This window comes from Variovorax sp. OV084 (assembly GCF_900111625.1).
Classification (GTDB): Bacteria; Pseudomonadota; Gammaproteobacteria; order Burkholderiales; family Burkholderiaceae_C; genus Variovorax.
In genome coordinates this window covers 21,855-35,360 of the sequence record NZ_FOII01000006.1, presented here as the reverse complement: position 1 = coordinate 35,360, position 13,506 = coordinate 21,855, and the positions used below count along the sequence as shown (strand labels likewise).

Annotated in this window: 16 protein-coding genes; 8 read left to right on the top strand and 8 right to left on the bottom strand. The window is 65.1% G+C overall.

Features of this window, described 5'->3' with window-relative positions:
• From priB to dnaB, 4 genes are all read left to right on the top strand, one after another.
• Positions 1 to 315 (top strand): primosomal replication protein N, encoded by a 315-nt coding sequence (gene priB / locus BMW87_RS17430; RefSeq protein WP_093051097.1) that lies wholly within the window; start codon positions 1 to 3, stop codon positions 313 to 315.
• 21 nt (positions 316 to 336) lie between these two features.
• A complete protein-coding gene (rpsR, locus tag BMW87_RS17425) occupies positions 337 to 618 on the top strand; it encodes a 30S ribosomal protein S18 (protein WP_007830781.1) in 282 nt (93 codons plus the stop codon).
• Between the two features lie 12 nt (positions 619 to 630).
• Positions 631 to 1,083: a 50S ribosomal protein L9 gene (gene rplI / locus BMW87_RS17420; RefSeq protein WP_093051094.1), complete on the top strand. Its 453-nt coding sequence runs from the start codon at positions 631 to 633 to the stop codon at positions 1,081 to 1,083.
• A 169-nt stretch (positions 1,084 to 1,252) separates the two neighbouring features.
• The gene (gene dnaB / locus BMW87_RS17415) at positions 1,253 to 2,659 is read left to right on the top strand and encodes a replicative DNA helicase (RefSeq protein ID WP_093051090.1); all 1,407 of its coding nucleotides are present in this window, start codon (positions 1,253 to 1,255) and stop codon (positions 2,657 to 2,659) included.
• 17 nt (positions 2,660 to 2,676) lie between these two features.
• On the opposite strand, the gene BMW87_RS17410 is transcribed toward dnaB, so the two are convergent.
• From BMW87_RS17410 to BMW87_RS17375, 8 genes are all read right to left on the bottom strand, one after another.
• A complete protein-coding gene (locus BMW87_RS17410; protein ID WP_093077676.1) occupies positions 2,677 to 3,426 on the bottom strand; it encodes a helix-turn-helix transcriptional regulator in 750 nt (249 codons plus the stop codon).
• The gene (locus BMW87_RS17405; protein ID WP_093077675.1) at positions 3,426 to 3,893 is read right to left on the bottom strand and encodes an MGMT family protein; all 468 of its coding nucleotides are present in this window, start codon (positions 3,891 to 3,893) and stop codon (positions 3,426 to 3,428) included. Before BMW87_RS17405 ends, BMW87_RS17410 begins: the two co-directional genes overlap by 1 nt.
• The gene (locus BMW87_RS17400) at positions 3,890 to 4,339 is read right to left on the bottom strand and encodes a GyrI-like domain-containing protein (protein WP_093077673.1); all 450 of its coding nucleotides are present in this window, start codon (positions 4,337 to 4,339) and stop codon (positions 3,890 to 3,892) included. Before BMW87_RS17400 ends, BMW87_RS17405 begins: the two co-directional genes overlap by 4 nt.
• Positions 4,340 to 4,352: 13 nt before the next feature.
• Positions 4,353 to 4,802 carry an EVE domain-containing protein gene (locus BMW87_RS17395; RefSeq protein ID WP_093077671.1) on the bottom strand — a complete coding sequence of 150 codons (450 nt, stop codon included), beginning with the start codon at positions 4,800 to 4,802 and terminating at the stop codon, positions 4,353 to 4,355.
• A gap of 7 nt (positions 4,803 to 4,809) precedes the next feature.
• Positions 4,810 to 5,187 carry a VOC family protein gene (locus BMW87_RS17390; RefSeq protein ID WP_093077669.1) on the bottom strand — a complete coding sequence of 126 codons (378 nt, stop codon included), beginning with the start codon at positions 5,185 to 5,187 and terminating at the stop codon, positions 4,810 to 4,812.
• A 153-nt stretch (positions 5,188 to 5,340) separates the two neighbouring features.
• Entirely contained in the window at positions 5,341 to 7,122 is a 1,782-nt protein-coding gene (locus BMW87_RS17385) for a PhoH family protein (RefSeq protein WP_093077668.1), read from the bottom strand.
• Between the two features lie 211 nt (positions 7,123 to 7,333).
• Positions 7,334 to 7,810, bottom strand: coding sequence for a peroxiredoxin (locus tag BMW87_RS17380; protein WP_007830801.1), 477 nt, complete (start codon positions 7,808 to 7,810; stop codon positions 7,334 to 7,336).
• Between the two features lie 149 nt (positions 7,811 to 7,959).
• On the bottom strand, positions 7,960 to 8,343 hold the full coding sequence (locus tag BMW87_RS17375; protein WP_093077666.1) for an Mth938-like domain-containing protein: 384 nt from the start codon (positions 8,341 to 8,343) through the stop codon (positions 7,960 to 7,962).
• 133 nt (positions 8,344 to 8,476) lie between these two features.
• Here BMW87_RS17375 and BMW87_RS17370 point away from each other — a divergent pair, with 133 nt between their 5' ends.
• From BMW87_RS17370 to thrC, 4 genes are read left to right on the top strand one after another with little or no spacing between them, the layout of a single operon-like run.
• Positions 8,477 to 9,709, top strand: a complete 1,233-nt coding sequence (locus BMW87_RS17370; RefSeq protein ID WP_093077663.1) for a pyridoxal phosphate-dependent aminotransferase — start codon at positions 8,477 to 8,479, stop codon at positions 9,707 to 9,709.
• The gene (locus BMW87_RS17365; protein ID WP_093077662.1) at positions 9,706 to 10,740 is read left to right on the top strand and encodes a DUF1176 domain-containing protein; all 1,035 of its coding nucleotides are present in this window, start codon (positions 9,706 to 9,708) and stop codon (positions 10,738 to 10,740) included. Before BMW87_RS17370 ends, BMW87_RS17365 begins: the two co-directional genes overlap by 4 nt.
• A 14-nt stretch (positions 10,741 to 10,754) precedes the next feature.
• Positions 10,755 to 12,077: a homoserine dehydrogenase gene (locus tag BMW87_RS17360; RefSeq protein ID WP_093077660.1), complete on the top strand. Its 1,323-nt coding sequence runs from the start codon at positions 10,755 to 10,757 to the stop codon at positions 12,075 to 12,077.
• Complete coding sequence (thrC, locus tag BMW87_RS17355; RefSeq protein WP_093077659.1) at positions 12,074 to 13,489, top strand: threonine synthase; 1,416 nt, start codon at positions 12,074 to 12,076, stop codon at positions 13,487 to 13,489. Before BMW87_RS17360 ends, thrC begins: the two co-directional genes overlap by 4 nt.
• The last annotated feature ends 17 nt before the right edge of the window (positions 13,490 to 13,506 follow it).

Here is a 13,506-nt window from a genome sequence, read left to right as displayed (position 1 = left end):
GTGACTGCTGCCGCTGCGGCAACCGGGGTCAACCAGCTTCTGCTGACCGCCTCCGTTGCCGAACTCGGAGCATTGCGATTCACACCAGCCGGCTTGCCCGCCATAGACCTGAAGCTCGAACACGAGTCGACGCTCCAGGAGGCAGGTAAACCCAGGCAGGTGAAGACGGCCCTCAAGGCCGTTGCCTTCGGCGCCATCGCCGAACGGCTCGCAAAGCAGTCGATGGGAAGTCTCTGGCGTTTTCAGGGCTTTCTCGCGACACCGGGCAACGGCAAGCATCCGGTCCTGCACATCCAGGATTTTCAGCAAGATTAATTTTCGACAAGAGGTCCCCAAATGGCCACGTTCAAGAAATTCAACAAAGACAAGCGCCCGAAGCGCAACACCCAGTCGCTGCTGTTCAAGCGCAAGCGCTTCTGCCGCTTCACCGTCGCTGGCGTCGAGGAAATCGACTACAAGGACATCGACACGCTGCGTGACTTCATCAGCGAAAACGGCAAGATCATCCCCGCCCGCCTGACCGGCACGCGCGCGATCTACCAACGCCAGCTGAACACCGCCATCAAGCGCGCGCGCTTCCTGGCCATGGTGCCGTACAGCGACCAGCACCGCGTCTAAGGAGTCGATACCATGCAAATCATTCTTCTGGACAAGGTTGTCAACGTCGGCGGCCTGGGCGACATCGTCAAGGTCAAGGACGGCTACGCACGCAACTTCCTGATCCCGACGGGCCGCGCCCGCCGCGCCACCGCCGCCAACAAGGCCGAATTCGAAGCCAAGCGCGCCGAACTCGAAAAGGCTGCGGCCGCCAAGCTGGCCGAATCGCAAGCTCAAGGCGAAAAGCTCGGTGGCACGACCATCAAGCTGACGCAAAAGGCTGGCGTCGACGGCCGTCTGTTCGGCTCGGTCACCAACGGCGACATCGCCGAAGAACTGGGCAAGCAAGGCTACAAGGTTGCCAAGTCGCAAGTGCGCCTGCCCAACGGCCCGATCAAGGTCGTCGGCGACAGCACCGTGAGCGTGGCCCTGCACACCGACGTGGTGGTCGACATCACCGTGACGGTCTACGGCGAAACCGCCTGATCGTCCACAGCGCCTGTGCGCTGCAGCAAAAGCCGCCTTCGGGCGGCTTTTCTTTTTCTGCGCCTGAGTTTTCCAGTCGATTGCACTGGAAGATCACTGTTTATTCACAACCTTGTCCACACACGCATCGGCGCGCGCGGCTTAGCATGCAGGGTTGCAAGGGAAGTCCATGTCCGCCGTTTTCTCCTATGCCGACAATGACCCGTCGGCCGATCGCCAGGTTGCCCAACTGCGCATTCCGCCTCATTCCATCGAGGCCGAATCCAGCGTGCTCGGCGGCCTGCTGCTCGACAACGGCGCCTGGGACCGCATGGGCGACCTGCTGGTCGACGGCGACTTCTACCGCCATGAACACAAGCTGATCTATGCCGCCATCGGCGGGCTGATCAACGCCAGCAAGCCGGCCGACGTGATCACCGTCTATGAGCAGCTGCAGAACCTCGGTAAGGCCGACGACATCGGCGGGCTGGTGTACCTGAATTCGCTCGCGCAGTACGTGCCCAGCGCGAGCAACATCCGCCGCTACGCCGAGATCGTGCGTGAGCGCTCGATCCTGCGCAAACTGGTTTCCGCCAGCGACGAGATCGCGACCAACGCCTTCAACCCGCAGGGCAAGGCGGTCGACAAGATCCTCGACGAAGCCGAACAGAAGATCTTCAACATCGGCGAAGAAGGCACGCGGATGAAGCAGGGCTTCCAGAGCATGGATGCCCTGGTGGTCGAACTGCTCGACCGCGTGACGGAAATGGCCGAGAACCCGAACGACATCACGGGCGTGCGTACCGGCTTCAACGACTTCGACAAGATGACCTCGGGCCTGCAGCCGGGCGACATGATCGTGCTGGCTGCTCGTCCCTCGATGGGGAAGACCTCGCTCGCGATCAACATCGCCGAGCACGTGGCGCTTGAAGAAGGTCTGCCGGTGGCGGTGTTCTCGATGGAAATGGGCGCCGCGCAGTTGGCGGTGCGTATCGTGGGCTCCATCGGCCGCATCGACCAGGGTCACCTGCGCACCGGCAAGCTCAGCGACGAAGAGTGGCCGCGCCTGACCGAGGCCATCGAGAAGCTGCGCACCGTGTCGCTGCACATCGACGAAACGCCGGGCCTCTCGACCAGCGAACTGCGCGCCAACGCGCGCCGCCTCGCGCGCCAGTACGGGCGTCTGGGCCTGATCGTGGTCGACTACCTGCAGCTGATGTCGACCAGCACTTCGGGCGACGAAAACCGCGCCACCGCCGTGGGCGAAATATCGCGCGGCCTGAAGATGCTGGCCAAGGAACTGAAGTGCCCGGTGATCGCGCTGTCACAGCTCAGCCGCGGCGTTGAAAGCCGCACCGACAAGCGCCCCATGATGAGCGACTTGCGCGAATCCGGCGCCATCGAGCAGGACGCGGACATCATCATGTTCATCTACCGCGACGACTACTACAACAAGGAGTCGAAGGAGCCGGGCGTGGCCGAGGTGATCATCAGCAAGCACCGGAACGGCCCGACAGGCACCATCAAGCTGGCCTTCCTGAAGCCGATCACCAAGTTCGAGAACCTGGTGGGCTACAGCCACAACGACGAGTACTGAGCCGGCGCGGAAGGCCGTCAGCTGGCGCCGTTGCCGGACCAGGGCGGCAAGGCCGGCGGCTCCTGGGGCACCACCTTGCCCTGCTCCGTCTTGGCCTTCAACTGCCGCAGCATGTCGGCCAGCGTCTTGCCCGGCTCGTCACGAAAGCGCTCGGACAGCACCGTGATCGCATCCATGCGATCCAGGCGAAAACCCCGGAAGTCATTGCGCAGCTCGCACCAGGTCGAGAGCGTCCAGACCTTGCCCCAATAGAAGCAGCCGAGCGGCCGCACCGTGCGCTCGCTGGCATCGCCCGATACGTCGTGGTATTGCAGCAGCAGCTTGTTGTGCGACTGCACCGCCTCGCGCAGCGTCTGCAGCCGCGCGCGCAAGGTGTCGTCCAGGCCCATTGCGGGTGCGTAGAGCGCCAGTGCCTCGGCCGAGACCCGCGCCGCCGGTGGCAGCACCGACAGGATCTTGCCCAGCCCGGTCTCGATGTCGCGTGCCAGTGCCGGATCGACCCAGCTCTGCGCAAGCCGCGCTGCGGCCACCAGGGCCGAGGCCTCGTCCTGCGTGAACATCAGCGGCGGCAGCTCGAAGCCGGCGCCCAGCCGGTAGCCCACGCCTGCCTCGCCCTCGATGGGCACGCCTTGATGCTGCAGATCGGCCACGTCGCGATACACGGTGCGCTCCGACACTTCGAGGCGCTGCGCCAGGAACGCGGCCGTGGTCAGACGACGCCCGCGGATGAGCTGCACGAGTTGGAACAGGCGGTCTGCACGGCGCATCAGCGTGTTCCGGTGAGCTTCTTCGCGAAGTCTTCGACGAAGTAGCGCTTGCCGCGCTGCACGACCGTGTGGCCTTCGGCTTCGAGCTTCGACATCTGCGCCTCGATGCCGCCGGGGTACTTGGCATTGAGTTCGCCACCGATCTTGAGGGTGCGCCAGTAGGGCGTTCGTTCTTCCGTCCTCTCTGCCTCCTCGGCCGCATGCGCGACCATGTGCGCAAAGATCGCCGTGGTCACGGTGCAGCCGATGGTCGCCTGGTGGCGCAGTGCGATGTCCTCGCCGATGCCCATCACCGTTGCGAGCCGGCCTTCCGGAATGCTGCGCATCGCGGCTTGCACCTCCTGCGGCGACGGCGTGGCGATGGTCCCTTCGCCGCGCCGGGAGCGCATGGCGGCGGGAATCTCCTTGACGTTCGGCAGGTGAGGGTAGCTGGCCAGCCGGTCGCGCCAGCTCTTCTTGGGGCTCATGAAACTCCGATGTGGATCGCCACCTTGTCCGGCCCTTCGTAGGCTTCGAAATCGCTGCGGTAGCGGCGCGCGACTTCCGGGTGCGCCTCGAAATACTGCCAGATGCGCTGCCATGTGGCGATGACCATCTGCGGCATCTCTCCCTGGCCGGTGAACACGAGGTAGTCGCCGGCCTCGACGGCGCGGCTGCCCTCGCTGCCCGTGACGGCGACACCCGCTGTCACGTCGAAGGCGCCGTGGGCGTCGGATTCGTAGGCGGAGTAAACGCTGAAGATGCGAGCGTCGCCGGTGCGGTCCGGCGTCGATGCGTAAGTCTCTTCGCCGAAGAAGCGGCCCCACAGCTTGCCGATGCGGGCGGTTGCGGGCTCGTTCTCCTCGCGGTTGGTGGTGCGGATGGTGAGGCCCGCGACGTGAAAGGCGTCCTGGTGTTGGCGGGTGGGTTCCATAGGGGGTTTCTCCTCAAAGCGACAGTGTTTTCAGGTCGGCCTTCATCGCCTGCGCGATCAGCTTCATGTCGGCGTCGGTGACGTCGAACATGCCAAAGCGAAACTTGTAGCCCCATTGCTTGGGGTTTTCGATGAAGGCCAGGCGCTCGATCAGTGGTGCGATTGGCGCCTCGTGCCCGGCTGCATAGCTCACGTCGCGCCGCCACGGCACGAAGCCGTTGCCCATGTCGAACTCATACGGCTCGCCGGGTTGCACGACGCCGATCGACACGAAGCTCTGCAGCCTGTCCGTGCCACCGAACACCGTGGACGGCGAATAGTAGGCGACGCGGTCGCCCGCCGAGAGCCGCTTGAGCGGCGAATGCTTGCCGTGGCCGACCTGCATGAAGCCGAGCGGCCGGTGGTCGCGGCCGAGCCGCGCGTGCTCGGCGCTGGCCACGGCAATCCAGTTGCGTTGCGTCATGACGGGATCAATCCAGCGCGTGCAGGCCGACTTCGTTGCCTTCGGTGTCGCGCATGTGGGCGATGAAGCCCATGCCGGGCGGCAACGCAGACTTTGGCGCCACGATCTGCCCGCCGGCGGCTTCGACCCGCGCAAGCACGGCGTCGATGCCGGGGTTGCAGTCGAGGTAGATGCGAATGCCCGTGCCGGCGCGCGCGCTGGCGTTGGCACCGGCCTGCAGGGCACCGCCCGTGGCGGGATCGTCGTAGGGGAGCACGGCCAGCGTCTCGCCGCCGAAGTTCTCGCGGCGCAGCTTGCGGGCCAGCACGGTTTCGTAGAAGGCCTGGGCGCGGTCCATGTTGGCGACCGGGATCTCGAACCAGCTGATGGCGTTCTGTTTTTGCATTCTGGGGCTCTCTTTCGTGTCGGTTGAAGGAGCCCTGATGGTGCGAGCCGCCTACTGACAACGTCTTGTCAGTAGCCTGTCATGGCAGGCGAAAAAAAGCCCGCGATGCTCCGGGGAGCATGCGCGGGCTTGTGTCGGCCGGTGCCGCTGGTTCTAGAGCACGTCGCTTGCGAAATCCGCCAACCGCGATCGTTCGCCGCGCGCCAGCGTGATGTGCCCGCCGTGCGGCCAGCCCTTGAACTTGTCGACCGCGAAGGTCAGGCCCGAGGAGCCTTCCGTCAGGTACGGCGTGTCGATCTGCGCGAGGTTGCCCATGCAGATGATCTTCGTGCCGGGGCCGGCACGGGTGATCAGCGTCTTCATCTGCTTGGGCGTGAGGTTCTGCGCCTCGTCGATGATCACGTACTTGTTGAGGAAGGTGCGTCCGCGCATGAAGTTCATGCTCTTGACCTTGATGCGGCTGCGGATCAGCTCGTTGGTGGCCGCGCGGCCCCACTCGCCGGCGCCGCCGCCGTCGCCCTTGGCCAGGAACTCGAGGTTGTCGTCGAGCGCGCCCATCCAGGGGCCCATCTTTTCCTCTTCCGTGCCGGGCAGGAAGCCGATGTCTTCGCCGACGCTCACGGTGGCGCGGGTCATGATGATCTCGGTGTAGCGGCGGTCGTCGAGCACCTGCGTGAGGCCGGAAGCCAGTGCCATCAGGGTCTTGCCGGTGCCGGCGGTGCCGGTCAGCGTGACGAAGTCGATCTCCGGATCCATCAGCAGGTTCATCGCGAAGTTCTGCTCGCGGTTGCGCGTGTTGACGCCCCAGACCGCGTTCTTGCCCGAGCTGTAGTCCTTGAGCGTCTTGAGCACCGCGGTCTTGTCGCGGATTTCGGTGACGCGGGCGTACATGCTCGGCTCGCCGGGCGCCTCGAAGTACACGAACTGGTTGATGTACAGGTTGGGCACCAGCGGACCGCTGATCCGGTAGAAGGTGTTGCTGCCGCTCTGCCAGCTTTCGACCGTCTTGCTCTGGCGGGTCCAGAAGTCGGGCGGCAGTGCGAGCGAACCGGCGTAGAGCAGGTCGCCGTCTTCCAGTGTCTTGTCGTTCTGGTAGTCGTCGGCGGCCAGGCCCAGCGCGCGCGCCTTGACGCGCATGTTGATGTCTTTCGACACCAGCACCACTTCCTGCTTCGGCTTGCCCGGACGGTCCTTGGCGTACTCGTCGCGCAGCGCGTGCACCACGCCGAGGATCTGGTTGTCGGCCTTGCCCTGGGGCAGGCTGATCGGCAGCGAGTAGTCGAGCGGGGCGGTCTGGAAGAACAGCCGGCCACCGGCCTCGCGGTGGCCCGTGGTGTCGAGCTTCAGGCCCTTGTCGATGTCGGCGTCCTGGGCGCCGGCCAGCGCATCGAGCGTGCGGCTGGTCTGGCGGCCGTTGCGCGCGACTTCGGTGGTGCCTTTCTTGTGGCCGTCGAGTTCTTCCAGCACGATCATCGGCAGGAAGATGTCGTGCTCCTCGAAGCGGAACAGGCACATGGGGTCGTGCAGCAGCACGTTCGTGTCGAGCACGAACAGCTTGGCCGGACCGGTGGACTTGTTGCGTTTGGGGCGTGTCGGCGCTTGCGGTGCCGGGGCGGGAGCTGGTGCGACTTCGACGACCGGCGCCTTCCTCGTCTCGACCTGCACCATGGCCTCCGGCTGCGGTGCGCTCACGGGCGCGGGTGCCGGCGCAGGTTTGGATCTGGCCCGGCGCGTCGGGCGCGTGGTGGCGCCGCCGGCGCCTTCAGTGCCGAGGCTGTCGAACAATTCCAGCGGCTGCGGGCTGTGCACCGTGGCTTCGTCAGCGCGCGAATCGCCGGAACGGCGCGAGCCCCTGTGCGAGGACCGGGCAGGCGCATCGAGTGCGTCCGGCGAGAGCAATGCAGCGCGTTTCGTGGGGGCGGGGGGCAGTGGCATGTGTCAGATCGCTCGCAGAAAATGGGAACCAGAAAACGAAAAAGCCGCCTGAAGACCAAGGCGGCTTTGTTCGGGGGATGCGGTCGTGGAGCTCAACGGCATGAAACCATTATGCACACCGCAGATGACGAGTCGGAGGCTCTTTACGCGCTGCGTTGGGCATTCCCCACGCCAGAGCGGAAAAGTGCACGGCCGGCTCGCCGGGCAGCAGTCAGGCTGCCTTCTTGAGCGCCTTGACGGCCTTGAGCACGTCGTCGACATGGCCGGGAACCTTGAGCCCGCGCCATTCGGCCTTCAGGATGCCGTCGGCGCCGATCAGGAAGGTGCTGCGCTCGATGCCCTTGACCTTCTTGCCGTACATGATCTTGTTCTTGACCACGCCGAACATGTGGCACATCTTTTCTTCCGTGTCGGCGATGAGCTCGAAGGGCAGCTCGAGCTTGGCCTTGAATTCGTCGTGCGACTTCATGTTGTCGCGGGACACGCCGAACACCGTGGCACCGGCCTTTTCGAAGTCCTTGTAGCGGTCGCGAAACTGCATGGCTTCGGTGGTGCAACCCGGAGTGTTATCTTTCGGGTAAAAATACATGACCAGCACGTGGCCGAGATGCGAGGTATTCGAGACCTTGAGGCCGCCCGTGGCGTTGGCGTCGAATTCAGGAATGGGTTTGTTGACAACGATCGCCATGAAACTTGTTTTCTCCGTTAGATTCCGTTCCCGAGCCCTCTCGTCCCGTTTCGGACGGGACTTGCTCAAGGAATGGAGGATTGGTCGTTGCTAACTTTGGGGTAGCGGGCCTGTTCGCAACCCGGTATTTTACCCCGAAAATACCTCTCTCAGCCACCCGCCGGGCTCTCGACCAGCAGGGCGGCAATCACGTGCCGGCCTTCTCCGGCCAGGATGTTGTAGGTTCTGCAGGCCGCCGCGGTGTCCATGGTCTCGACGCCGGTGCGCTGTGCCATCAGGGGCTTCAGCCATGCGGGCTGGGGGAAGCGGATACGGTTTCCGCTGCCGAAAATGATCAATTCCGCACCCAGGGTCGCCAATTGCGCGAAATGTTCGGCGCCGAGCTGATCGAAGCTTGAACAATTCCATTCGAAGCGCTCGCCGCGCGAGCCAACCACTACGCTGCCTTCGACTTTTTCGTTGTTGATTGCCACCCAGCCGGGGCCGTGTGCGGTGAGGGACTGAGCGTCGGATTTGTCGGGCTGGAGCTTCATCTGGGCACTGGGAACTGTGGTCAAATTATAGGTTTTCCCTAGTGCCACGGGGCTCGCAAGGGCCTTTGACTCCGCGGTGACCCCGCATCAAGCGCATCCAAGCAACTCCGTAACCCGCGCCCGGGAGGGCCTTTTGAAGCAGCTCAAGAAATCGGCCAAGCTGGCCAACGTTCTTTATGACATCCGCGGTCCCATCATGGACGCCGCCAAGCAGATGGAAGAGGACGGCCAGAAGATCATCAAGCTCAACATCGGCAATCTGGCCGTGTTCGGCTTCGATGCCCCCGAGGAAATCCAGCAGGACATGATCCGCAACCTGCCCACCTCGGCTGGTTACTCTGACAGCAAGGGTGTCTTCGCCGCGCGCAAGGCGGTGATGCACGAGACGCAGAAGCAGGGTATTGCGGGCGTCACCCTCGACGACATCTACCTCGGCAATGGCGCCAGCGAGCTGATCGCCATGTCCACCAACGCGCTTCTCAACGACGGCGACGAGTTGCTGCTGCCGGCCCCTGATTACCCGCTGTGGACTGCCTCCACGAGCCTGTCGGGCGGCACGCCGGTGCACTACCTGTGCGACGAAGCCAACGGCTGGATGCCCAATCTCGACGACATCCGCGCCAAGATCACGCCGCGCACCAAGGGCATCGTGGTCATCAACCCGAACAACCCGACCGGCGCGCTGTACTCGAACGATCTGCTCAAGAGCATCGTGGCCATCGCGCGCGAGCACGGCCTCGTGATCTTCGCCGACGAGGTCTACGACAAGGTGCTGTACGACGGCGTCAAGCACACCGCCATTGCCAGCCTGTCGACCGACGTGCTCACGCTCACCTTCAATTCGCTGTCCAAGAGCTACCGTTCGTGCGGCTATCGCGCCGGCTGGCTCGTGGTGTCGGGCGACAAGCGCAGCGCGCAGGACTACATCGAGGGCCTGAACATGCTCTCGAACATGCGCCTGTGCGCCAACGTGCCGGGCCAGTGGGCCATCCAGACCGCGCTTGGCGGCTACCAGAGCATCAACGACCTCGTGTGCGAGGGCGGTCGCCTGCGCCGCCAGCGCGACCTGGCCTACGAGCTGATCACCGCCATCCCGGGCGTGAGCTGCGTCAAGCCGAGCGCAGCGCTCTACATGTTCCCCAAGCTCGACCCCGAGGTCTATCCGATCGAGGACGACCGCCAGTTCTTCCTCGAGCTGCTGAAGGAAACCCGCGTGATGCTGGTGCAGGGCACCGGCTTCAACTGGGCCACGCCGGACCACTTCCGCATCGTGTTCCTGCCCCACGAAGACGACCTGCGCGAGGCCATCAACCGCATCGCGAAGTTCCTGGAGCAGTACCGTTTGCGCCGCAAGTCGCGCACATGAAATCTGCCTGCATCGCTGCTGCGGCGCTGTCGCTCGCCGCGTTGTCCGCCGGAGCCGCCGACAAGGAGCTTGTCTCGTTCTCGCACAACGACTGGGAGCTGGCCTGCGACAACACGCGCACCTGCCGCGCCGCCGGCTACCAGCCGGAAAGCGGGGCGAGCGAGCCGGTGTCGATGCTCATCACCCGCAAGGCCGGGCCCGGCACGGCAATTGACATCCAGCTGCAGATCGGCGATGACGACGGCGTCAAGGGCCCGCTGCGCTTCAAGGTCGGCAAGGCCACCGTCTCGGGCCTGGCTGCGGGCACCGCCAGCTTCGACGACAGCCAGGTCCGCACCGTCCTGCCCGAGCTGCTCAAGGGCGACGACGCCACGGTGACCGCCAACGGCGGCAAGAAGTGGACTCTTTCGCTCGCCGGCCTCAACGCCGTGCTGCTGAAGATGGACGAGGCCCAGGGCCGCGTCGGCACGCCGGGTGCGCTGGTGCGCCGCGGCAGCAGGCCCGAGTCTTCGGTGCTGCCGCCGGTGACGGCCCCCGTCGTGAACGTGGTCGTGCCGCCGAAGGCGCACCCCGGCGACGACGCGCTCGCCGCGCGCATCTTCCCGTTCCTGAAGCTGGACAGCGCCAAGGAAGACTGCAACAACCGCGAAGACATCAACGCCAAGTCGCTGAACGTCTCGCGCCTGACCGACCGGAAGGTGCTGCTGTCGCTGGGCTGCGGCATGGGCGCCTACAACTATTCCAGCCTGCTCTGGATCGCCAGCGACAAACCGCCCTATGCGCCGGTGTCCATCGAGGCGAATGGCGACTTCGACGAGAAGGAAGGCAGCGTCACCTCTGCCATGAAAGGCCGAGGCATCGGCGACTGCTGGTCGAGCGAGACCTGGCATTTCAACGGCAAGGACTTCGTGCGCACCGGCTCCACAGGCGACGGCATGTGCCGGGGCTTTGCCGGCGGCGCCTGGACCTTGCCCCGCTACGTCAGCCGCGTCGTGACTTCCACGCCGTCAGCCACCCCATCCAAACCATGAACGCGACTCTCCCAATGAAACCCATCCAAGTAGGCCTGCTCGGCGCAGGCACGGTCGGCAGCGGCACCTTCAAGGTGCTCCAGCGCAACCAGGAAGAAATCAAGCGCCGCGCCGGTCGTGGCATCGAGATCACCATGGTGGCCGACCTCGACACCGCCCGCGCCCGCGAAGTGGTCGGCGAAGGCGTCAAGGTGGTCAGCGACGCGCGCGAAGTCATCGCCAACCCCGACATCGACATCGTCATCGAGCTCATCGGCGGCTATGGCATTGCCAAGCAACTGGTGCTCGAGGCCATCGCGGCCGGCAAGCACGTGGTTACGGCCAACAAGGCGCTGCTCGCGGTGCACGGCACCGAGATCTTCGCGGCCGCGCACGCCAAGGGCGTGATGGTGGCCTTCGAGGCTGCGGTGGCCGGCGGCATCCCGATCATCAAGGCGCTGCGCGAAGGCCTCACTGCCAACAGCATCCAGTGGCTGGCCGGCATCATCAACGGCACCACCAACTTCATCCTGTCCGAGATGCGCGACAAGGGCCTGGACTTCGCGACCGTGCTCAAGGAGGCGCAACGCCTGGGCTATGCCGAAGCCGACCCGACCTTCGACATCGAAGGCGTTGACGCCGGCCACAAGGTCACGCTGATGAGCGCCATTGCCTTCGGCATTCCGGTGCAGTTCGACAAGGCCCACATCGAAGGCATCACCAAGCTCGCCGCGCAGGACATCAAGTACGCCGAACAGCTGGGCTACCGCATCAAGCTGCTTGGCGTTACCAAGCGAACCGCCAAGGGCATCGAGCTGCGCGTGCATCCGTCGCTCGTGCCGTCGAAGCGCCTGCTGGCCAACGTCGAAGGCGCGATGAACGCGGTGGTGGTGCACGGCGATGCCGTCGGCACCACGCTCTACTACGGCAAGGGCGCCGGCAGCGAGCCGACCGCAAGCGCCGTGATCGCCGACCTGGTCGACATCACCCGCCTGCACACTGCCGACGCAGCGCACCGCGTGCCGCACCTGGCCTTCCACCCCGACGCAATGAGCGACCTGAAGGTGCTGCCGATGTCGGAAGTCGTCACCAGCTACTACCTGCGCCTGCGCGTGGCCGACCAGGCCGGCGTGCTCGCCAAGGTGACGGGCCTGCTGGCCACCGCCGGTATCAGCATCGACGCCGTGCTGCAGCGCGAAGCCGACGAAGTGGGCGGCGAGGGCTCCACGCAGACCGACCTCATCATCCTCACGCACGATGCGCGTGAAGGCACCGTCAATGACGTCATTGCCGAGCTGCAGGCGCTGCCGACCGTGCTCGAACCCATCGTGCGCATCCGCAAGGAAGAGTTGAAGTGAACTACCTGAGCACCCGCGGCCACCCCGACCGCAAGCGCTTCTGCGAAATCCTTCTTGAAGGCCTTGCGCCCGACGGCGGCCTCTATCTGCCCGAAACGTACCCGCAGGTCGACACCGCCACGCTCGCCAAGTGGCGCGCACTGCCGTACGCCGAGCTGGCCTTCGAGATCCTCTCGCTCTACATCGACGACATTCCGCCGTCCGACCTGAAGGCGATCTGCGCGAAGACCTACACAGCCGAAGTGTTCGGCACCGACGAGATCGTGCCGCTGCGCGAGCTCGAAGACGGCGTGTACCTCGAAGCCCTGTCCAACGGCCCCACGCTGGCCTTCAAGGACATGGCAATGCAGCTGCTGGGCAACCTGTTCGAGTACGAACTGGCCCGCCGCGGCTCCGAGCTCAACATCCTCGGCGCCACCAGCGGCGATACCGGCAGCGCGGCCGAGTACGCCATGCGTGGCAAGAAGGGCGTGCGCGTCTTCATGACCTCGCCCGACGGCCGCATGAGCCCGTTCCAGCAGGCGCAGATGTTCAGCCTGCAGGACGAGAACATCCACAACATCGCCATCACCGGAGTGTTCGACGACTGCCAGGACATCGTCAAGGCGGTGTCGAACGACCTGGGCTTCAAGCGCAAGTACCGCATCGGCACGGTCAACTCGATCAACTGGGCGCGCCTTCTGGCGCAGGTCGTCTATTACTTCGCGGGCTACTTCCAGGCCACGGCGAGCAACGACAAGCCGGTGAGCTTCACCGTGCCCTCGGGCAACTTCGGCAATGTCTGTGCGGGCCACGTGGCGCGCATGATGGGCCTGCCGATCCAGACGCTGGTGGTCGCCACCAACGAGAACGACGTGCTCGACGAGTTCTTCCGCACCGGCGTGTACCGCGTGCGCGCGGCCGTCGATACGCACGAAACCTCCAGCCCGTCGATGGACATCAGCAAGGCCAGCAACTTCGAGCGCTTCGTGTTCGACCTGGTGGGCCGCGACCCCGCCAGGCTGCGCCAGCTGTTCGTGGACGACCTGGGCCTGCAGGGCAGCTTCGACCTGAGCGCCGACCCGGCGTTCAAGCAGGCCGCGGGGCGCTTCGGCTTCCGCAGCGGCCGCAGCACGCACGCCGATCGCCTAGCCACCATCCGCGACACCGAGAAGCGCTTTGCCACGCTGATCGATCCGCATACGGCCGACGGCCTCAAGGCCGCGCGCGAGCAGATCACGCCCGGCGTGCCGATGGTGGTGCTCGAAACCGCGCTGCCGATCAAGTTCGCCGCGACGCTGGTCGAGGCGTTGGGCGAAGAGCCCGCGCGGCCGAAGAAGTTCGAAGGCATCGAGGCGCTGCCCAAGCGCGTCGTCAAGCTGCCGGCCGACGCGGAAGCCGTCAAGGCCTACATCGCAGAGAACTGTGACTGATCACGGCCGGGCTCCCG

What these genes read in the sequence shown, in the direction of transcription:
- BMW87_RS17400 (WP_093077673.1), bottom strand. Translation starts at nt 4,339, where the DNA reads ATGGAACCCACCCGCCAACACCAGGACGCCTTTCACGTCGCGGGCCTC.
- rplI (WP_093051094.1), top strand. Translation starts at nt 631, where the DNA reads ATGCAAATCATTCTTCTGGACAAGGTTGTCAACGTCGGCGGCCTGGGC.
- rpsR (WP_007830781.1), top strand. Translation starts at nt 337, where the DNA reads ATGGCCACGTTCAAGAAATTCAACAAAGACAAGCGCCCGAAGCGCAAC.
- dnaB (WP_093051090.1), top strand. Translation starts at nt 1,253, where the DNA reads ATGTCCGCCGTTTTCTCCTATGCCGACAATGACCCGTCGGCCGATCGC.
- BMW87_RS17360 (WP_093077660.1), top strand. Translation starts at nt 10,755, where the DNA reads ATGAAACCCATCCAAGTAGGCCTGCTCGGCGCAGGCACGGTCGGCAGC.
- BMW87_RS17395 (WP_093077671.1), bottom strand. Translation starts at nt 4,802, where the DNA reads ATGACGCAACGCAACTGGATTGCCGTGGCCAGCGCCGAGCACGCGCGG.
- BMW87_RS17410 (WP_093077676.1), bottom strand. Translation starts at nt 3,426, where the DNA reads ATGCGCCGTGCAGACCGCCTGTTCCAACTCGTGCAGCTCATCCGCGGG.
- BMW87_RS17405 (WP_093077675.1), bottom strand. Translation starts at nt 3,893, where the DNA reads ATGAGCCCCAAGAAGAGCTGGCGCGACCGGCTGGCCAGCTACCCTCAC.
- BMW87_RS17385 (WP_093077668.1), bottom strand. Translation starts at nt 7,122, where the DNA reads ATGCCACTGCCCCCCGCCCCCACGAAACGCGCTGCATTGCTCTCGCCG.
- BMW87_RS17365 (WP_093077662.1), top strand. Translation starts at nt 9,706, where the DNA reads ATGAAATCTGCCTGCATCGCTGCTGCGGCGCTGTCGCTCGCCGCGTTG.
- BMW87_RS17375 (WP_093077666.1), bottom strand. Translation starts at nt 8,343, where the DNA reads ATGAAGCTCCAGCCCGACAAATCCGACGCTCAGTCCCTCACCGCACAC.
- BMW87_RS17380 (WP_007830801.1), bottom strand. Translation starts at nt 7,810, where the DNA reads ATGGCGATCGTTGTCAACAAACCCATTCCTGAATTCGACGCCAACGCC.
- BMW87_RS17390 (WP_093077669.1), bottom strand. Translation starts at nt 5,187, where the DNA reads ATGCAAAAACAGAACGCCATCAGCTGGTTCGAGATCCCGGTCGCCAAC.